The following is a 19608-nucleotide window of genomic DNA, read 5'->3' on the forward strand; positions in this document are numbered from 1 at the left end:
CATGCAGATCATCGTCGAGGACGGGAAGGGCAGGCCAGACGCGAATAGCTTCGTACCGCTCGAGAAGCTGACCTTCTACCGCGACTACTACGGGTTCCGGATCCCTGAAGCAGAGGCCGAACAGGTCGATCTGCTGCTGCGCGCTGCAGCCGATATCAACACTCGTCAATGGAAGGGCAGCAAGGCCAATCCCAAGCAGGCTATGGCCTGGCCGCGACGTGACTGCAAGATCGAATATCAGACTCTCTCAGAGACATTCGTGCCCTTTGAGCTTGAGTGGGGCCAAGTACGGCTGGCAGTTGAGCTATACGCCGCCGAGCAGGGGTTTCAGATCGAGGAGCCGACTCACTGCACTGAGCCAAACGGCCGGCGCACGCGGTTGAACCGCGCGACGCCCGGTTTGCGCATGCGCCCGCCGCCATATGCACCGAGCAGGACGCAGTTCGCCGACTACCTTAAAATGCGCGGTTTGCACTTGGTAGCTAAGGGATAACTGATGTTTGGATTGCTGCGTTGGATCTGTTTACTCGTGGCGCTGGTAGCAATGATTGGACTTGCCTTTTTGCTTGGTCTGTCATTTGGTCTGGGAAATAATCACGACAAGTTTATTACCGAGACAGTACCTGTCCTCTCCATGCTTGGAGGATGGGTGTCAGGTCTAGGCGCATTGCTTGCAGTGGGCTTTGCATTGTTACAGTCACACAAGCAACACGAAAAAGAGAGAGCCCGATGCCGCATCCTACTTGAGCAGGGGGAATGGTTTTTAAAAGTCCAAATAGTTTCGGATGGGATAATTCCATCTACGATTCTTGCTGCGTCAATCTTATTTGATGGAAAACAGAAATATGAACTATCGAGCTTTCCAAGGTTAGGCTTTTCGTTTCCTAAGAAGCTGGATAGGGGGGACGTATCAGCTTTAATCGATGTGAACAGAGATGAATATCGGCGATTAGCTCTAGTTTTGGTGGGGTTATCTATAGCCGAATTGGCTAGCCGAAACGTCGTACTAGATCGCTACAACTCGCAAGCAGCTGAACAGTATTTTTCTGAATTGAAACTATGCGGGGAGCGCGATGCTTGCTTGCTGCTTAGGACTGCGCACGCTGATCTGAGACATCCACTGCCTCCTGAGTTAATGCGTACTTGCTTTTCTCTTATTGAAGCTGAACAGCGAGAGGTGTGGATTAGAGATAGAGAATCTCTCAGAAACGAGTTTCAGCAATACAGGGATCTCTGTAGACCGACTGATGGTGAAACTCCAGCCGATTGAGGGGCCACAAGCAGCAACGTAAACATTAGACGCGATCAACAACTGACCTCGGCCATGCCGGGGTTTTTTTATGCCCGTCAGGCGGGCCAACCAATCCCCAGGGGATACCCATGCCATTTGAATTTGACCCGGCCGCCGCTGGCCTCACCCTCGACGCAACTCAGACCGCCGCCCTCCAGGAAGCGCTTGGCGGAAAGGTTCAGGAGTATCTGGACAAAGAAGTAAACGGGCTCAAGTCCAAGAATCAGGAATTGCTTGGTTCTAACCGTACCATCAAGACCGAACTGGACAAGTTGAAAGGTCAATTCGAAGGCCTGGATATCGACGCTGTGAAAGGCTTGCTCGCCAAGGTCGGTCAGGACGAAGAAACGAAGCTGATCGCTGAGGGCAAGATCGACGAGGTGATCAACCGCCGCACCGAACGCCTGCGCACCGACTCCGAGAAGCAAATCAAAGCCGCCAATGAGCGCGCCGACAAGGCCGAAGCCTTCGCTGCCAAATACAGCGATAAGGTGCTGGCCGACTCCATCCGCGCTGCCGCCATCAAGGCCGGCGCGCTTCCCGAGGCTGCCGAGGACATCATCTTGCGCGCCCGGGGCACTTTCAAACTCAGTGAAAACGGCGAGGCAATTGCCACCGACCGTGACGGCGAGGTCGTTTACGGGAAGGACGGGAAAACCCCGCTGTCGCCGCTCGAATGGGCAGAATCGTTGCGTGAAACAGCAACACACCTGTGGCCAAGGGCTCAGGGTGCCGGTCCGACCGGCGATCAAGGTGGCAAGGCCACGAAGAAATGGGGCGAGTACACCGAGCAGGAGCGCGCCGCGCTGGCCCGGGACAACCCCGACGCATTCAAAAAACTCCAGGCCACCAAAGGAACCTAATCCATGGCAACTACCCAACTGACCGACATCTTCGTCGGCGACTACTACGCCTCGCTGGCGCCGGTTAACAGTCCGGAAAAGACCGCTGTTTACGAGTCGGGCATCGTGACTCGTTCGCCTGTGCTGGATGCGATCGCGTCCGGCAGCCAAGGCACCGCCGAGATCAGCTACTGGCAGGATCTCAACGCCGATGAAGCCCCGAACATCAGCAACGATGACCCGAACGACCAAGGCGAAGTCGGCAAGGTCGAGCAGGACAGCATGCGTGCCCGCGTCCTGTACCTCAACAAAGGCTACGGCGTAACCGATCTGACTGCGGAGCTGGCCAACACCGAGCCACAGCAGCAGATCCGTAACCGCTTCGGCACCTACTGGACTCGCCAATGGCAGCGCTACACCTTGGGTGCCGCTCGCGGCATCATCGCCTCGAACATCGCGAATAACGGTGGTGACATGGTTATCGACGCGGGCGCGACCATCAACGCCAATGCCTTCCAAGACGCCGCGTTCACTGCGGGCGATGCTGCTGATCAGTTCGGCGCGATCGGCGTGCACTCGGTCGTGATGAACCAGATGGTCAAGCAAGATCTGATCGAGTACCTGCGCGACTCCGACGGCAAGATCATCCTGGCCACCTACCTGGGCAAACCTGTGTTTATGGATGACGGCCTGATCTATGGCGCTGGCAAGTACCTGTCTGTGTTCTTCGGCCAGGGCGCTTTCGGCTACGGCGAAGGTGCCCCGAAGGTGCCGGTCGAGCTGGAGCGTAAGCCGGGCGGCGGCAACGGTGGCGGTGCGGAAGTGCTATGGGAGCGGAAGACCTACATCCTCCAGCCTGCTGGTTTCAGCTGGAAGGGTTCTGAAGCCCAGAACGCCAGCCCGACCGCGACCCAATACGCCGCCGCAGCCAACTGGCAGCGCGTGTTCAGCCGTAAGCAGGTTCCATTCGCCGCCGTGATCAGCGGTACCACCACGCCGTAACTCGGCCCACATAACCTGGCGCCCGTATGGCGCCAGAATGCTTTTGAGGTGACTTATGAAAGTGATCTATACGGACAAGCCGGGCAAAGAGCGCGGCGTGTGCTACCGCCTGCTGAGCGAATTCTTCGGTGTCATCGGCTCCGCTACCGAAGTGGTCGTCGATGGCGATGCCCCGGATATCGTCGATGCCTACCAAGCGGCTGGCATCAAGGTATCCGACGGCAACGAACAGGATGCCCAGGAAACCGACCCTCTGAAAATGAAGGTTCCCCAGCTGAGAGAATGGCTGACCGAGAAGGGCATCACCTTCGATCCGACCGCCAAGAAAGAAGACCTGCAGGCCTTGGTGCCAGCGGAATAAGGACAAGCACATGACCGACTTCATCACCGTCGCCGATGTTGACGCTCAGCTCGGTCCTGGCTGGGCCGGCACCGGTGATCCGGTCCTTGCCGTGACCATGGCCAATGCCTGGCTCACGACCAAGATTAAGCGGGCTGTTCCAGATCCGGTACCGGCCGAGATCAAAACAGCCGGCGCCCAGGTCGCCAAAGAGGCGGCGGCGGGCAAGCTGTACACGTCCACGCAGAAAGAAGTGCAGAGCAAGACCGTATCGGCTCAGTCCGGCACGTCGGTGAGCAAGACCTACGTGGCGGGCTCTACCGATCAGTCAGCGGGCGTGAATTTCGCTCTGGCGCTGCTCGACCCGTGGATCAAGCGCTCCGGCGTAATGATGCTCAAGAGGACCTGATCATGGGCATGCGTGAAGAGATTCAGGCCGAAATGGCGGAAGCGTTCGATGATCCTGATGGCCTTGCCGACGCGGTGAAGCCAGTGACAGGTGTCCGCAAGGTTGTGGGCGAGTATGACCCTGACCTGGGCGGCGCGCCGGAGGTGACCACCACCTACGGCGGTCGCGGAGTATTTGGCAGCTACCTAGCCAAAGAAATTGACGGCTCCTTGATTCAGACGACCGACGAAAAGCTGCTGGTACTGCAGAACGAGCTATTCATCACCGTGATTGGAGAGCCAACAGCAGAGGCTGCCACTCCAAAAATTGGCGACATCATTGGCGGCAAGCGCGCGCTCAACGTCGCTCAGGATCCTGCAGGTGCCACTTGGACCATTCAGTTGAGGGTCTGACGTGAGTAAATACACAGGCCTCAACGGCAGCTTTGCTGAGAACATCCGCCAGTTTGCCGAGCAGGCCCAGGCCGGGCTCGACGCCACCTTCCGCGAAATCGTGATCGAGATTGGCAGTAGCGTCATCCGGATGTCTCCGGTGGGCAACCCCGAGATCTGGGCCGCGAACGTGGCGCATCGCGCTACCAATACCCGCGCTGCCGATCACTACGATTTCAAGGTCGCCGTGCGCAATACCCTCATCAATCTCGATGAGAACAATTTCGCCAAGGCCGGGAAGCTCAAGCGCGGCGTGAAGTACGCCAAGCCACTGACAAAGACCGAGCGCGACCAGAACTTCAACGTGAATGGGCTGGTTGCCGGCAAGGATTACGTCGGCGGCCGATTCCGCGGGAACTGGCAGTTCTCGATCGGGGCGCCGGCAGAAGGCGAGCTTGATCAGGTCGATCCGGCCGGCGGCGTCACGCTGGCGAAGCTCAGGCTTCAGGTCGAGCAGCTGACCCTCGGGCAAACGGCGTACATCGTGAACAACCTGCCATATGCGGTGCCGCTCGAGTATGGCCATTCCAAACAGGCACCGGGCGGCATGGTGCGTATCACGCTTGCGCGATTCCAGCAGATCGTCGACGAAGCCATCAGGAACAATCAGGTATGAGCCACAACATCATCGCTTCGATCTACGAAGCCCGGCTGATCGCTTGGGCGAAGGCTTTGCCGACACCCATCAAGGTCGTCGTCGAGAACGAGGCCTATGAGCCCGGAAATGGTGTCACCTACCTGCGAGCTTTCACTTTGCCGGGCGACACCGCAAGCGGCACGCTTGCCGGTGATCACAAGCTGTTCACGGGGGTGTTTCAGGTCAGCATCGTGACACCAGCAGGGAAGTATCGCGGCGCGGCCGGCGCGTTGGCTGACCAGATCGCCGCGCTGTTTCCGCTGTACGAGCGAAACACGAAGGGCGCGCTGACCGTGGTGACCATAACGCCGGTCGATCAGGGGCCAGGTATTCCAGGCGACATGACCTTCACCGTACCGGTGTCGTTCATGTACCGAGCCGATACCGACTGATCTGCTGAGGTAGAATCCCGTCATCAACTCTTAAGAGCTATTGGTGATGGATGAAAATCGGAAGCAACGGCTTCAATACCTCGGCGAAATGGTGGATGCCCACTGCTATCGAAACCGTGAGGAAATTGGCGGGAGCGACCGGTGCCTATGCACTGGGTGCGGCGAATGGCTGAAGCCGGCCGAAATCATAAAGTGGTACGAAGAACTGCATGCTTGTTGCCCACACTGCGGGCTCACCGGCGTGGTTGTCGGTTCGAAGTCCGGCATACCGCTGGATGAAGTGCGTAACAATATGAAGCTTGAGTAGCAACATCTAAACCGCCCATTGGGCAAACCCAGAACCCGCCATTGAGCGGGTTTTGTCATTTCTGAAGAGAGGAAAACCCATGGCCTGCATTCAAATGCCCAACGGCGCGACGTTCGAAATTGCTTCCGCCTATGGCGCTGCAATCCCATTCACTGCCTTGACCAATGCCAACCCGGCAGTGGCGACCGCGGCAGCCCACGGTCTGGCCGAGGGCGACATCATCGCCCTCAGCTCTGGCTGGACCCGCCTGGACGGCCGCGCCGTGCAAGTCGGCGAGATTGCCAGCGGCACCTTTGCGCTCGATGGCGTGAATACCACGAACATTCAGCAGTATCCGGCCGGCTCGGGCGTCGGTGCCGCCCGCGAGGTAACGACCTTCACTGAGATCTCGAAAATCACCGAGCTCGGGTCGAGCGGCGGCGACCAGCAGTTTCTGACGTTCGGCTTCCTGGCTGACGATGATGACCGCCAGATGCCGACCACCAAGAATCCGATCACCCTGACCATCACGGTCGCCGACGATCCGTCGCAGCCCTATGTCGATGTCTGCGAGGCCGCGGACGACGACAAACAGGCCCGCGTTCTGCGCCTGAACCTGCCGGGCGGCAGCCGCATCATCTACAACGGCTACGTCTCGATCACTTCGACCCCGACCATGTCGCGCAACAACCTGATGACCCGCGTTATCAGCATCGCACTGACCGGTCGCCCAACCCGTTACAGCGCCTCGGCGTAAGGAAGGCACATGGCAAAGTTCACACTCGCCCGGAATCCAACCTTCAACCACGTCGTCATGCTGCCAACGGTTGGTGGCGACCCGGTCAGCGTTGGGTTCGAATTCAAATATCGCGATCGCACCGAACTGGCCGGGCTCTACGCGGAGTGGGGTGAGCGTCACAAGGCGCTCAAGGAGAAAGCGGAAGAGGCCGGCATTGAGCAGTTCACGGCTTTGCTGATTGATCTGCAGGTCGAGCAGTTGAAGGCGATTGTCGCCGGCTGGGATATCGCCGAAGAGTTCACCGACGAAAACCTGCGCATCCTGGTCAAATCCATCGCCGCCACGCCGGGCGCGGTGCTGGCCGCTTATTCCGATGCGTTCAGCAAGGCGCGCTTGGGAAACTCCTAAGCGTCTCCCGCAAGCTGTACGAGCCGGGGCCGTCAGCCGAATCGCTGGCGGCCTTCGGCCTTTCTCTTCGTGACATACCCGATGAGATCTGTGAGGTCTGGCCTGATGTCTGGCAGGCCTTCAAGGTCTTCGAGGCGATGGGCACCCAGTGGCGTACAGGCGCGTGCGGCGCTACCGGACTCGATTACACGTCAATTCGCCATGTCGCCGGATTTCTCGGCCTTACCCGCCTGGAGGTCGCCGACGTCTTTCCAGACATCCGTGTCATGGAAGCTGAAGCCCTGCGGGTGATGGCGGAACAGAGGGACAGTAAATGAGCACCACTTTCGCGTCCCTCGGTATCGAGGTGAACTCCTCGTCGGCATCCAAGGCGGCTGACGATCTCGACAAACTGGTCGACTCGGCAGTTGATGCCGAAAAGGCGATTGATGATCTCGGTAAGTCTGGCGAGGACCTGGCCAACACCGGCAAGAAGATCAGCCAGGCCGAGAACGAGGCTGCTCAGGGCATCGACAAAGCCACGGGCGCCAAAGAGCGCCAGGTCGATGCCAGCCGCAAGGCAGGTGCCAGCGCGGCCAGTGAAATCGCAATCATCAGCCAGCTCGACAAGGCGATGTCCGGCAACATCGGCAGCATGGAGCAACTGATCCAGGCTGAAGGCTTGCTGGAACGCGCTCGCAAGGGCGGTCTCGTCACCATCGAGCAGCAGGAGTCCTATCAGGATCGGCTTGGCAAGGCGTATGAGCGGATCGAGAAAGCCGAAGCCAAGGAGATGGCGCAGAAGCAGCGGCTGATCGACGCTGAAAACCGTCGGATCGAAGCGTTGAAGCGCACGGTCAACGGTATTGACCCGGTTACTGCGAAGTTGGCAAAGCTGGAGGCGCAGGAGAAAGCGCTCAACGATCTGTACAAGGCCGGCCAGATCGACGCGACTCGTTACGGTGAGGCGCTGGCGAAGATCGGCAAAGACCGTGACGGCCTGACCGCGACAGAAACTGCATTCGACAAGCTGAAGCTCGGCACCCGCCAGGCGCAAGAAAACGTGATGCAGCTGACCAATGCCCTGCAGTCTGGGGATTGGGGGAGTGGTGCGCGGGCTGTCGCTCAGTTGGGCGCTGGTGCGGGCGCGTCTGCCAAGAGCCTGGCAGCAGCGCTGATTCCCGCCGGCTTGCTGGCCGGTGTCCTCGGTGCGCTGGGTTACGCCTACTTCGACGCACAGAAGCAGGCTCGTGAGTTCAACGTCGCCATCAACGGCGGATCGAACGATGCCGGGCAGAGCATTGCCAGTCTCAAGGTGATGGCTGACACCGCTGGGGCGATCACTGAGAACTTTGCAGGCGCCCGGGAGGCGGTGATTGCACTGGCTTCCGGTGCCGCTACCAGCGGCGTCCAAATGCAGAACCTGGCTCAGGCTGCCGCAGCAATTGGTGAGGTGACAGGGAAGGGCGCTGGAGACATCGCCAAGTCGCTCGCGAATGCCGGTGACACCGCCACAGAAGCTGCGGAGAAGATCAGCGACCAGTATGGGCTGCTCACCTACGAGCAGTACCAGACGATCAAGGCGATTGATGATCAGGGAGACCATCAGCGAGCGCTGGACACCCTGAGTGAAAATCTCAATCAGTCCGCCCAGGAGCGCCTGAAGAGCTACCGCGAATCGCTGTCCGATATCGAACGTGACTGGGATCGAGTGAAGGTGGCCATCAAGGGCGCCTACGCTGAAGTCCGGTCAGAGATTTTCCCTGACCTGGCAAAGCAGATCGAGATCACCCAGCGCGTGCTGGAAACCCGGAAAGGGGGAGGGGTCACAGGTGCGATATCGAATGGACTGAGCTCGCTCAATTCCTTTTTAGGGTTGAACGACGGTGAGAACGACGACTCGACGCCAGCACTGGAGGCCAAGCTTGCAGGACTGAAGGCGCGCTTATCAGCGAGCGAAAGCAACACTGCCGCGACTGGCGAAGCGACTCGGGCGAACAAGGAATTGATCGCTGTCCAGAAGGAGCTGGACAAGCAGATGGACAACCTGAATCCGCTCGCCAAGCGCCAGGAGGCGTACAAGAAGCTCGATGACCAGTTCACCAAGCTCTATCAGAACGCGGAGAAGACTGGCCAAAAGTCGCCGCTACTGGATGGTGTTCAGTTTGACGGGAAGAAATTTTCCGGTGGCGCCTACGACCAGTTGCGCAAGTCAATCGACGACCAAAACAAGGATGCCAAGGCGGGCGCTGGCAGCGTCGATCTATCCGGCTTCAATGACTCGAAAAATGCGCTCAATACCGTGCTCGCCGAGTACAAGAATGCTCAGAAGGAACTGGATGCTTCGCAAAAGGCTGGACTGATTTCGCAGGCTGACTACCTGCAAGCGCGTGAAGCCATGATCGGCAACGAGCGCGATGAGGTCACTGCTGCGTATGAGGCTGAGATCGCCGCGCTTGAAGCGGCGAAGGGCAAGGCAAGTACATCGGCTGCGCAGCGCATCCAGCTTGACCAGAAAATCGCCGACGCACGTGCCGCCATGGTCAAGGTGCAGCAGGACGCTGACACCGAACTGAGCGTACTGGCGAAGAACGAAGAGGGCCGGCTGAAGAAGCAGACCGAGGCCGTCAGCACCTATAGCAGCGCGCTGCAGCAACAAGTCAAAACTCTGCGTGAGCAGGGCCAGCGTGCGGCGGCGGGCATCGGCCTCGGCGATCGTCAGCGTGATCTGATGAGCCAGCAGAACGGCATCGACGATCGCTTCAATCAGCAGAAGCTGGATCTGGCGAACCAGTACGGCGATGGCTCGCGCGGCATGAGCCTCGACGAGTACACGCAGAAGCTGGCGGCACTGAAGGCCACTCAGCAGGATCTGCACGATACGGTTCAAGCCAACTACGACGAGATGACGGCAGCCCAGGGCGACTGGAGTGCCGGAGCCTCGTCGGCATGGCAGAACTATCTGGAGTCCGCACAGAATGCGGCGGAACAGACGAAAAGCCTGCTCACCAATGCATTCAGCTCGGCAGAGGACGCTGTAGCCAGTTTCGCCATCAACGGCAAATTCTCGTTTTCTGACTTCACCAAATCGGTGTTGGCGGATATGGCGAAGATCGCCACTCGACAGGCTACTTCTCAAGGACTCAGCGCTCTGTTCGGTATTGCTGCATCAGCAGCTGGCTCCTACTTCGGTGGCGGCGGCGGGAATGGATTGGCCGCTGGATCTGCCGGTGCCGTGTCTTCAGATCTCGGAGCATCGCAGGCCGGCTACACAGGGTTTGATCTCTCCGGATATCGGGCTGCTGGCGGGCCTGTTGCGCCGAACTCTCTGTACGAAGTCAACGAACTGGGACCGGAGCTCTACAACGAGGGCGGCCGGTCGTTCCTGATGACCGGTGCCAACGGCGGTAGCGTCACGCCGTTGACCACCGGCGGCGGGCCTGCTCTGGCCGCAATGTCCGGCGGTGGCGGCAACACGTACAACTTTCCGGTAGCGGTCTCGGTGCAGACTTCTGGGAGCGACGGGGCAGGTGTTTCGCAAGAGACAACCAACCAACTTGGCAAGAGCATCCAGCAGGCTGCGAAAACCGAAGCGGAAACAGCGATTGCCCGAGCGCTGCAGCCGGGCGGTTCGATCTGGCGTCTGACAAATGGGAGGGCCTGATGGCCATCGAGAAATTCACCTGGCCAACCGAGCGCGGGGAAACACCCGATATCAATTATCGGGTGCGCACCTCGAAGTTTGGCAACGGCTACGCGCAGAATGTCGGAGACGGCCCGAACAACAAAGAGGACTCCTACCCGGTTACCTGCGTCGGCCAAAAGGCCGCGGTGCTGGAGATCATGAAATTCCTCGACCGGCACGCCGGCGCGAAAGCGTTTCTCTGGATAACGCCGCTCGGCGAGCTGGGGCTATTCACCTGCAAAAATCCCGCTCCCACACCAATGGGCGGCGGGGTCTTCAAACTCACCGCCACGTTCGAGCGGGCATTCCAACCATAAGGGGCAATCATGCCGCTGATCAGTGACATCCAGGTGCTTGAGCCTGGCAGCGAAGTGCTGCTCTTTGAATTGGACGGCACGGACTACGGCGCGGACGTGCTGCGCTTCCACGGGCACGCGATCCCGCACACGGCGGCGGAGTTGATCGCCGCCGGCGACGACGCGGACCAGCTGCCGGCGAAGGCGATTTACTGGCAGGGGAACGAATACAGCGCCTGGCCGATGCAGATCGACGGCATTGAGGCAAACGGTGACGGCACCGCGGTGCGGCCAACGCTGTCGGTCGGCAACGTTAACGGGCGCATCACCGCGCTCTGTCTGGCGTTCGAGGATCTGCTCGAGTTCAAACTGACGATGCGGCACACGCTCGGCACCTACCTCGACGCGGCGAACTTCCCGGCCGGCAATCCAACGGCAGATCCGACGCAGGAGACGATCGAGGTCTGGTACATCGACCAGAAGACGAACGAGGACGGGGAAACGGTCAGCTGGGAGCTGGCCAGCCCGGGCGACGTCGGCAATGAGTCCATCGGCCGGCAGGCTACGACGCTGTGCCACTGGTGCCTCACCGGCGGATATCGCGGGCCGAGCTGCGGCTACACCGGCCCGTACGTCACGAAAGACGGCGCTGTCACCGACAACCCCGAACTGGACGAATGCGATGCCACGCTGGGCAAGGGATGCATCCCACGCTTCGGCGAGGGCAACCCGCTGCCGTTCGGTGGATTTCCCGCAGTTTCGCTGATCGCACGGAGCTGACATGCGCAAACACATTCTCAACGCGATCCAGGCGCACGCGGCGGCTGAGTACCCGAAAGAGTGCTGCGGGCTGTTGATCGCCGTGGGCCGCAAACAGCAGTACTACCCATGCCGAAACGTCTCAACCGAGCCTAACGAGGAATTTCGAATCGACCCGGAGGAATACGCGGCGGCCGAAGATGTCGGCGAAGTGATCGGCGTGGTGCATTCACATCCGGATGCCACCAGCCGGCCTTCGCCGCGCGACATGGCCATGTGCGAAGCGACCGCGTTGCCCTGGCACATCCTCAGTTGGCCCGAGGGCGATCTGCGCACCGTCATGCCTTCCGGCGAGGTGCCGCTGCTCAAGCGGCCATTCGTGCACGGTGCCTGGGACTGCTGGCAGGTCTGCGCGGATTGGTACAAGCGCGAATGGGGGCTGGAGTTCGAAGCCTTCAAGCGCGCCGATGGCTGGTGGGAGAGCAAGGACAACACCAGCCTGTACGAGGCGAACTACGAGGCCGCCGGGTTCTACAGGGTCGACCAGCCGCAGCGCGGCGACATGATCGTGATGGAAGTAGGTCGCACCGTATACCCAAACCACGCCGGGATCTTCCTCGGCGCTGACCCGGTACTGCCCGGCGAGGATGCCGCGACGTTCGGCTCAGGGCCTTTCCTGCTGCATCACCTGTACGGCCGGCCATCGGAGGTCATCGTTTTCGGCGGGCCTTGGCTGGATAGAACTCGCCTGATTCTCAGGCACAAAGATGCACAATCGAGCACATGATGCGGCGCAGCCGAGGGAGATATTGATGAGCAAAGTAAAACCGAAAAATAAGCCGGTCACCGACTTCCCTGGCCATGCTGACGCAGGGAAGCTACTGCAATGGATCAGTTGTCAGATTTCGGCGACTCAACTGGGTGCAAACCTTTTATCAGCGCTCGAAGCGCCAAATGATTGCCCGATGAGCCATCAGCGTAATCTCGATCAAAGGGCAGCGCTTCCATAAGTTCCTGCGCGGCATTGCTGATTTTCGTGCGCTTCGACACATCCAGGCTAGCAAGGGCTGTCCCAATTAGGGTGATCGCTGCGAGGGTGCCCGTCTCGAATGAACTCAGAACTTTCTTTTCACTCATTTGTTGCTCCTTGCGTTATTCGCGCCGAGATTGGCGCAATCCCAGTCCTTGGGCTTGCAGGCAAAGGACCGGGGAATCCCTCTATTTTTAGCGAACTTGGTAGAGACCAGACAAAAGAAATTGAGCCAGCGCATATGGTCGCCCTTCCTTTTTCTGGTAAATATCCAAATACTCTTGTGCACCGTCGACGCGCCCAGCAAGGCATTCAGCATGCTGTATATGGTTTCTAATCATGCTGAAATTTTCATTGCCCATGCGCTCGCTCAGAAAGGCTGCAGCGAAGCCTTGGCGAATGTGTGCATCGTATTCTTCCCCAGATACCTTTCCGTTTTTTGCTACCTCTATTGCTGCTTGGTAAACCCCAAAGCAGTAGCCGAGCGCGTAGTAGGTGTGACTCCTGGCGTAGAACTCCTTGAGTGCACCGCCAAGTTCGAATTGCATATGTATGATTCTGGTACCTAACTCAATGCTTTCAACTCGCGACTTTTCTTCCGACTTACCCTTACTAAACCAACCCATGGTCTACCTCGGCGCGATTACTGTTTGATTGGGAGTGGCACAAAACTACCTGTCCGGCCACAAGATGCGCTACTGGCTTTACGTCCACACTGGATGCCCGGACAGTGCCGAGCTAAAGTGCAACCTTTCCCACAGGAGTGACCTGCATGAAGTTGATCGTAGGAGCGTTGGCGGTAGCGCTGTTGGTGGGGTGTGCTACTTCGCCAACGCCTTCCAATGAAGCCAAGCAGGCGCCGGCCAATCAGCTGTCGGCGTACCAGGTCAAGCCATCAGGAGCGTACGGGACACTGCAAGTGATCCGTGACTCTGGGCAGACCGGCAGCTTTTGCGCGATGGCAGTTTTTATCGATGGCAAACAGGCCGCCAAGCTCGAGCCGGGCCAGAAAGCATCGTTCTACCTGCCGCCGGATTCGGTTTCAGTCGGCGCGGCTTACACCGGCTCTGGCATCTGCTCGATGGGGGCTGCGCGAGTGGAGCGGGAAGCGATCGTTAAAGACGGAGCGGTCAAGAAATACCGTGTTTTCACCGGGGGCGATGGGCAGATCGACATACTGCCCACGACCCTCTGAACAGACCGCCTCCGGGCGGTTTTTTATTGCCTGGAGAATGGCATGTGCTCAGCAATTACCTACACGCCGATGACGAAAGTGATGCTGTCCGGTTCGCTCGCCAAGAAGTTTTTTCGAAGCAAGCAATTCCTTCTCGACGGCGGATCCGCGGTGGAAGTGTTCCGCGCGCTCAATGCAACCATCGACGGTTTCGCTGAAGAAATTAAACGGCTGGAGCGCCTTGGGCTGAAGTTTGCGATCTTTCGAAATCGCGCAAACATCGGGATGGATGGATTCGATCTCGGCGGTACGCGCGAAATTCGCATTGTTCCGGTGATTGCTGGGAGCAAGCGCGCCGGTGGACTGCAGACCATTATCGGCACAGTGATGATCGCCGCTGCCTACGTACTGTCGTTTACTCCGTTTGCAGCCGCATCACCGTTTTTGTATGCGGCCGGCGCTTCGATGGCGATCGGCGGCGTGATCCAGATACTCAGCCCACAAGCCTCAGGCTTGAAGCAGAGCGCATCCCCCGAAAACTCACCGTCCTACGCCTTCGGCAGCGCCAAAAACACCACAGCGAGCGGCAACCCGGTACCGATCTGCATCGGCGAGCGCCGGTGGGGCGGGATGATCATCTCGGCGTCGATCTTGGCTGAAGACAAGGCGTAATTTTCAGTTGTTGGTGTTACATTTGCGCGTTTCGTAGGAGAGAAGATCATGCAAAGGATTATCACAGCGGTAGTAATCGCGCTGGCATTCGTTGGTTGCACAGCCTCGCCTCAGGAAATGAGGGCAGACGGTCCGATGAAGACCTTCATTTCTGCTAAGCCTGAGCAAGAGGTGGCTGAGTGCATCCTTTACGCTTGGCAAAACGAATCATTGGCTGGCGCTCACTACAATGTGACCCTTCAGCCCAAGCCTGGCGGTGGCAAGACCGTCGTTAGTGCAAATTATCGAGAGATGGTCGACGTGACCCATAGCAATGGGCGAACGAAGATTGAGTTCTATTCCGACAGTAGCATGAGTTGGATATCGGATCGCCGCGCCGCGAGCGCCAAGACCTGTATCTAGAGTTTCCCCATCTGCCCGCAGTGTTGGAATCTCCACTGCGCTGATAACAACCTAACCCGCTTCGGCGGGTTTTTTTATGTCTGGAGGAAAGCATGGGCGCAGCGCAACAGATCGAGATCCACGGCGAGAAGGGCGGCAGCAGCAAGCCGAAGTCGCCGGTCGAAGCCAGCGACAGCCTGCGCTCGACCAACCTTGCGAAACTGCTGATCGCCGTGGGCGAGGGCGAGTTCGACAGCGTCCCAACCGATTACGACATCTACCTGGACAACACACCGATCCGCGATGCCAGCGGTAACTACAACTTCCCGAACGTGAAGTGGGACTGGCGCCCGGGCTCGGTGGATCAGACCTACATTCCGGGCATTCCGTCCGTGGAGAATGAAACCTCGCTGAACATCGAGTTGCGCAGTGATGCGCCGTGGGTGCGCTCGATCAGCAACACCCAGTTGTCGGCGGTGCGCATGCGCCTGGCGTGGCCTGCACTGCAACGGTCGGACGATGAAGGCAATGTCGGCGGTTACCGGATCGAGTACGCCATCGACGTGGCCACCGACGGCGGCGCATATCAGCAGGTGCTGGTGGACGCTGTCGACGGCAAGACCACCACGCGCTACGAGCGCTCGCGCCGCATCGACCTGCCGACCGCAACCACGGGTTGGCAGATCCGCGTGCGCCGCCTGACGCCGAACCAGAACAGCAACAAGGTTGCCGACACCATGCTGGTGGCTGGTTATACCGAAGTGATCGACGCAAAGCTGCGTTACCCGAACACCGCGCTGCTCTACATCCAATTCGATGCCGAGCAGTTCACCAACATCCCGGCGGTGACCGTGAAGTGCAAGGCCCGTCGCTGGATGGTGCCGAGCAACTACGATCCTATCCTGCGCACCTACACCGGGACGTGGGACGGCTCGATGAAATCGGCCTGGACCAATAACCCGGCGTGGATCACCTACGGCATCTGCACCGAAGACCGTTTCGGCCTTGGAAAACGCATCAAGCCGTTCATGGTCGACAAGTGGGAGCTGTACCGGATCGCCCAGTATTGCGACCAACTGGTGCCGGACGGCCTCGGCTGTCAGGAACCACGCTTCCTCTGTGACATGAACCTGCAGGGCAAGGCTGATGCCTGGTCGCTGCTGCGCGACATCTCGGCAATTTACCGCGGCATGACGTACTGGGCGCAGGGCCAACTGGTGATGCAGGCCGACATGCCGCGCGCGCAGGACTTCGACTACGTCTTCACCCGTGCCAACGTCATCGACGGTAAATTCTCGTATGGCAGCGCCTCAGCGAAGACCCGGTACACCCGGGCGCTGGTCAGCTACGACAACCCGGCGAACAACTACGACACCGACGTCATTCCGTTCGCTGACCTGGACCTGCAACGCCGCTACGGCGACCGGCCGACCGAGCTGAGCGCCATCGGCTGCACCCGCGCTTCCGAGGCCCAGCGCCGCGGCAAGTGGGCGATCTTGAGCAACAACCAAGACCGCACCGTGTCGTTCAAGACTGGCATGGAGGGCGTGATTCCGCTGCCTGGTCACATCATTCCGGTGGCTGACTCGCTGCTGGCCGGGCGGGAGGTCGGCGGGCGCATCTCGTCAGCTGCTGGCCGCGTAGTCACGCTCGATCGCGACACCCAGGCCAAGGCCGGCGATCGGTTGATCATCAACCTGCCGGGCGGCCGCGCCGAAGGGCGCACCGTGGAGAGCGTCAACGGCCGCGCCGTGACCGTCACGGTCGCCTACAGTGAACCGCCGACCGCGCAACTGCAGTGGGCGCTCGACGCTGACGACCTGGCAATACCGCTGTACCGGGTTTTACGCACCAAGCGTACGACCGAAGGCGACTTCGAGATCAGCGCGCTGCAGTTCGAGCCGAGCAAGTTCGCGCACATCGACACCGGTGCACGCCTGGAAGATCGTCCGATCAGTGTGATTCCGATCACCGTCGTACCGGCGCCGGCGAGCGTGTCCCTCGCATCGACGTCGTCTGTGGTGCAGGGCCTGGCCGTGGCCACCATGACCATCAGTTGGCCTGCCGTGGACGGCGCAGTCGGCTATGACGTGGAATGGCGCAAGGACAGCGGCAACTGGATCAAGCTGCAGCGCACCGGCATGACCAACGTGGACGTGGTCGGCATCTACGCCGGTGCTTACGTGGCGCGGGTCCGCGCGGTGAGTGCATTCGACATTTCGTCTCAATGGCGCAACTCGATCCTGACCAACCTGAAGGGTAAGCAGGGACTGCCGCCGGCACTGAGCTATCTGACGGCCACGCCGCTACTGTTCGGCATCTATCTGAAATGGGGCTTCCCTGCTGGCGCTGAGGACAGCCAGCGGACAGAGATCTGGTATGGGCCCACGACGCAGCTTGATGCGGCCACGAAGCTGACAGACTTGGCTTATCCGCAGAGTGACTTCTCCATGCTCGGCCTACGCGCTGGCGTGACGTTCTACTTCTGGGGCCGGATCGTCGACAAAATCGGCAACATCGGGCCGTGTTACCCGATCGGCATGGGTGTGCAGGGGCAGTCGAGCGCGGACGCGGCGGCAATTTTGGAGATGATCGCCGGCGAGATCGGTCGCACAGAGCTGGGTCAGGATCTGCTCGACGAAATTGACAAGATCCCAGGCCTTCAGGCTCAGATCGATGCGCTCGACGGATTGAAGGGTTACGACCCCGAAGCCACTTACGAAGAGTACGACCTAGTGGTGCAGGGCAAGCGGATCTACCAGGCCACTGGCCCGGTACCGGTCAATATGCCGCCGCCGAATCCGCTCTACTGGCTCGACGTGGGCCAAACCGTGGAAACCGCCAATGGGCTTGCCCAGCAGGTGGCGACCAATACTGCCGAAATCACCGAACTCGACGGCGTTGTTACTGCACAGGCGACTGCCTTTCAGGCGCTGCGCGCATCTTTTCGTGATGATAATGGTGAGGGCGAACTGGCTGATGCGTTGAAGGGCTGGAGCAGTACTGCATCCATTGCAACCGAAGAGCGGGTGAGGGCATCGGAGAACCTGGCCAGCGCACAAAAGCTCACCACTCTTGATTCCAAGGTTGGCGAGAACGAAGCCAGTGTCATTGATCTCCGGAAAACGGTTGCTACTGACAAGGAAGCCACTGCGCAGGCGATTACACAGGTGAACGTGAAGGTCGGCGAGAACACTGCCGCCATTCAGGAGACCTCGACCGCGTACGCGGATACCAGCGGAAAGCTGTCCACGATGTGGTCGGTGAAGATGCAGGTCACACAGGATGGCAAGTACGTCGCGGCGGGCATTGGGCTCGGCATTGAAAACACGGGTGCCGGTCTCCAAAGCCAGTTCCTGGTGAGTGCTGACCGGTTCGCCATCGTCAACACGATTGCCGGTGGCGCAATCTCGGTGCCTTTTGCAGTGCAGGGCGGCCAGGTGTTCATGAACTCGGCGTTTATTCAGGACGCCTCGATCGGCAACGCCAAGATCGGTTTCTTCATCCAGTCGGACAACTATATCGCTGGCGTTCAAGGATGGCGTATCGACAAGGCGGGCAACTTCGAGCTGAACAGCCCGCTTGGCGGTGGAGCCCGCCAGACCATCAACAACAACGGTGGCAAGGTGTTCGATGAGAACGGCGTAAAACGCTACCAATGGGGGAACCTGGCTGTATGAGTAATTATGGCATGAGGATCTGGGGCGCCGATGGCGCCCTTCAGATCGACGAGAACTCATTCACGATTCGAGTTGCGCTATCAACATTGGTGACTTTTGCGGTAGGGGCGTCGAAGGGAAGTCAGGATTTCGCAGTGCCTGGTGTCGGCCCCGGCAATGGTACCGCCATCGTGGTTCCGACTGGAGCCTACAGCGCTTCTCAAATGCAATTTGAAACCGAGATGCTCGACGGTGTGGTCCGCGTCTACAACCACACACGTACATATGCGGCGAGCACAACATCGTCCGGAACCATGCGGCTGATCGTGATGAGGTGGAGCTGATGGCATATGGCGTTCAATTCACCAACAACAGCAATGTCGTCACGCTTGATTCCGAGTTCGCTCGATTGATGGTGATTTCCTCGGGAAGGTTCTCCCCGACTGAGGAGGGCGGCCTCGGTTCAACGACGTATTTTGCGAGACCGGTCACATCGCTGGAACCGCCGCTGATCTTCGTCCGTCCGGACACTGTCAACTCAATCGCAGGCCTTTGCCAGATGCGTCTCATCGGATCGGCAGGGAACTGGACGGGGTTCTATGTTCGAGCCTACAACGTGAACACAGCGCAGCCCAACGGTCGATACTTTGTTGCTGCCTTCGCGGCGCAGGAAGTTGCTCAGTACGGGATGCGTTTGTGGGATGGTACCGGGAAGCTGCTGTTCGATTCTGGCACACCGAATGCCAGCTTCACCCGGGCGTTCCAGAATTGGAATTACGTCACGTATGACCTGGATGCGCAGGGCCTTACTCGGATCTACTACTCGGTGCCGTTCGATTTTCCGCAGAACGAATTCATGCTGCTCAATACGTTTGGCATGTCCATGACTTCTGGTAGCGCGATTCCTCGAAACCTCTACTGCTGGTGGGATTTTCCCAACAGCAAGCTCTACGCCATCACGGTTGCGGCTTCAAACCCGTTCGCTTTTTTCCTGCCGGCTGTGTTCGCCAAACAAGCCGCTTAACTTTTTATAGGAAGTTGCCATGCCCTGGTACAAAGCCGGGACGGTTTCTGTCGTCCAAAATTCCAATGCAGTGATCGGCGCAGGTACCGCATTTATTGCCAACGCCCGTGTCGGCGATGCTTTCCGCGGCCCAGACGGCGGCTGGTATGAAGTGACAAACATTGCCAGTGAT

General features: G+C 59.2%; 24 protein-coding genes and 1 pseudogene. 23 read left to right on the forward strand and 2 right to left on the reverse strand.

Annotated elements, in window-relative coordinates:
• The first annotated feature begins 1 nt into the window (after position 1).
• The 16 genes from AC27VU_RS04190 to AC27VU_RS04265 all read left to right on the forward strand — a co-directional run bounded on the left by AC27VU_RS04190 (position 2) and on the right by AC27VU_RS04265 (position 12283).
• Entirely contained in the window at positions 2 to 493 is a 492-nt protein-coding gene (locus tag AC27VU_RS04190; RefSeq protein WP_488723499.1) for a DnaT-like ssDNA-binding protein, read from the forward strand.
• Between the two features lie 3 nt (positions 494 to 496).
• Positions 497 to 1270, forward strand: a complete 774-nt coding sequence (locus tag AC27VU_RS04195; protein ID WP_488723500.1) for a hypothetical protein — start codon at positions 497 to 499, stop codon at positions 1268 to 1270.
• A gap of 110 nt (positions 1271 to 1380) precedes the next feature.
• Complete coding sequence (locus AC27VU_RS04200; RefSeq protein WP_488723501.1) at positions 1381 to 2154, forward strand: hypothetical protein; 774 nt, start codon at positions 1381 to 1383, stop codon at positions 2152 to 2154.
• 3 nt (positions 2155 to 2157) lie between these two features.
• Positions 2158 to 3135: a major capsid protein gene (locus AC27VU_RS04205; protein ID WP_025110088.1), complete on the forward strand. Its 978-nt coding sequence runs from the start codon at positions 2158 to 2160 to the stop codon at positions 3133 to 3135.
• Positions 3136 to 3190: 55 nt separating this feature from the next.
• Positions 3191 to 3496 carry a HeH/LEM domain-containing protein gene (locus AC27VU_RS04210; protein ID WP_488723502.1) on the forward strand — a complete coding sequence of 102 codons (306 nt, stop codon included), beginning with the start codon at positions 3191 to 3193 and terminating at the stop codon, positions 3494 to 3496.
• A gap of 10 nt (positions 3497 to 3506) precedes the next feature.
• A complete protein-coding gene (locus AC27VU_RS04215; protein WP_115077736.1) occupies positions 3507 to 3884 on the forward strand; it encodes a hypothetical protein in 378 nt (125 codons plus the stop codon).
• Positions 3885 to 3886: 2 nt separating this feature from the next.
• A complete protein-coding gene (locus tag AC27VU_RS04220) occupies positions 3887 to 4276 on the forward strand; it encodes a hypothetical protein (RefSeq protein WP_488723503.1) in 390 nt (129 codons plus the stop codon).
• Between the two features lies 1 nt (position 4277).
• Entirely contained in the window at positions 4278 to 4931 is a 654-nt protein-coding gene (locus tag AC27VU_RS04225) for a hypothetical protein (RefSeq protein ID WP_488723504.1), read from the forward strand.
• On the forward strand, positions 4928 to 5344 hold the full coding sequence (locus AC27VU_RS04230) for a phage tail terminator-like protein (protein WP_488723505.1): 417 nt from the start codon (positions 4928 to 4930) through the stop codon (positions 5342 to 5344). The genes AC27VU_RS04225 and AC27VU_RS04230 overlap by 4 nt, the downstream gene beginning before the upstream one ends.
• 386 nt (positions 5345 to 5730) lie before the next feature.
• Positions 5731 to 6387 (forward strand): phage tail protein, encoded by a 657-nt coding sequence (locus AC27VU_RS04235; protein ID WP_488723506.1) that lies wholly within the window; start codon positions 5731 to 5733, stop codon positions 6385 to 6387.
• Positions 6388 to 6396: 9 nt separating this feature from the next.
• Positions 6397 to 6777: a phage tail assembly chaperone gene (locus AC27VU_RS04240; protein ID WP_488723507.1), complete on the forward strand. Its 381-nt coding sequence runs from the start codon at positions 6397 to 6399 to the stop codon at positions 6775 to 6777.
• A 44-nt stretch (positions 6778 to 6821) separates the two neighbouring features.
• A complete protein-coding gene (locus tag AC27VU_RS04245; RefSeq protein WP_488723522.1) occupies positions 6822 to 7094 on the forward strand; it encodes a DUF1799 domain-containing protein in 273 nt (90 codons plus the stop codon).
• Positions 7091 to 10420 (forward strand): phage tail tape measure protein, encoded by a 3330-nt coding sequence (locus tag AC27VU_RS04250; protein WP_488723508.1) that lies wholly within the window; start codon positions 7091 to 7093, stop codon positions 10418 to 10420. The genes AC27VU_RS04245 and AC27VU_RS04250 overlap by 4 nt, the downstream gene beginning before the upstream one ends.
• Positions 10420 to 10758 (forward strand): phage tail protein, encoded by a 339-nt coding sequence (locus AC27VU_RS04255; protein ID WP_488723509.1) that lies wholly within the window; start codon positions 10420 to 10422, stop codon positions 10756 to 10758. Before AC27VU_RS04250 ends, AC27VU_RS04255 begins: the two co-directional genes overlap by 1 nt.
• A gap of 9 nt (positions 10759 to 10767) precedes the next feature.
• Positions 10768 to 11517 carry a phage minor tail protein L gene (locus AC27VU_RS04260; RefSeq protein WP_488723510.1) on the forward strand — a complete coding sequence of 250 codons (750 nt, stop codon included), beginning with the start codon at positions 10768 to 10770 and terminating at the stop codon, positions 11515 to 11517.
• Position 11518: 1 nt separating this feature from the next.
• A complete protein-coding gene (locus AC27VU_RS04265) occupies positions 11519 to 12283 on the forward strand; it encodes a C40 family peptidase (RefSeq protein WP_488723511.1) in 765 nt (254 codons plus the stop codon).
• Between the two features lie 104 nt (positions 12284 to 12387).
• Here the strand turns inward: AC27VU_RS04265 and AC27VU_RS04270 are convergent, their stop codons facing one another.
• Positions 12388 to 12633 carry a hypothetical protein gene (locus AC27VU_RS04270; protein ID WP_488723512.1) on the reverse strand — a complete coding sequence of 82 codons (246 nt, stop codon included), beginning with the start codon at positions 12631 to 12633 and terminating at the stop codon, positions 12388 to 12390.
• A gap of 87 nt (positions 12634 to 12720) precedes the next feature.
• Positions 12721 to 13074 carry a hypothetical protein gene (locus AC27VU_RS04275; RefSeq protein WP_488723513.1) on the reverse strand — a complete coding sequence of 118 codons (354 nt, stop codon included), beginning with the start codon at positions 13072 to 13074 and terminating at the stop codon, positions 12721 to 12723.
• Between the two features lie 224 nt (positions 13075 to 13298).
• Here AC27VU_RS04275 and AC27VU_RS04280 point away from each other — a divergent pair, with 224 nt between their 5' ends.
• From AC27VU_RS04280 to AC27VU_RS04310, 7 genes and pseudogenes are all read left to right on the forward strand, one after another.
• A complete protein-coding gene (locus AC27VU_RS04280; protein WP_488723514.1) occupies positions 13299 to 13721 on the forward strand; it encodes a hypothetical protein in 423 nt (140 codons plus the stop codon).
• Between the two features lie 42 nt (positions 13722 to 13763).
• Positions 13764 to 14372: a tail assembly protein gene (locus tag AC27VU_RS04285; RefSeq protein ID WP_488723515.1), complete on the forward strand. Its 609-nt coding sequence runs from the start codon at positions 13764 to 13766 to the stop codon at positions 14370 to 14372.
• Between the two features lie 48 nt (positions 14373 to 14420).
• On the forward strand, positions 14421 to 14774 hold the full coding sequence (locus AC27VU_RS04290) for a hypothetical protein (RefSeq protein ID WP_488723516.1): 354 nt from the start codon (positions 14421 to 14423) through the stop codon (positions 14772 to 14774).
• A gap of 92 nt (positions 14775 to 14866) precedes the next feature.
• Positions 14867 to 18433 (forward strand): TipJ family phage tail tip protein, encoded by a 3567-nt coding sequence (locus AC27VU_RS04295; RefSeq protein WP_488723517.1) that lies wholly within the window; start codon positions 14867 to 14869, stop codon positions 18431 to 18433.
• A gap of 11 nt (positions 18434 to 18444) precedes the next feature.
• A complete protein-coding gene (locus AC27VU_RS04300; protein ID WP_488723523.1) occupies positions 18445 to 18756 on the forward strand; it encodes a hypothetical protein in 312 nt (103 codons plus the stop codon).
• Complete coding sequence (locus AC27VU_RS04305) at positions 18756 to 19436, forward strand: hypothetical protein (RefSeq protein ID WP_488723518.1); 681 nt, start codon at positions 18756 to 18758, stop codon at positions 19434 to 19436. The genes AC27VU_RS04300 and AC27VU_RS04305 overlap by 1 nt, the downstream gene beginning before the upstream one ends.
• 19 nt (positions 19437 to 19455) lie before the next feature.
• Positions 19456 to 19608, forward strand: a pseudogene (locus AC27VU_RS04310) (tail fiber domain-containing protein); the annotation flags it as partial.

The sequence above is a fragment of the Pseudomonas sp. 14P5.3.2 genome, assembly GCF_057799175.1.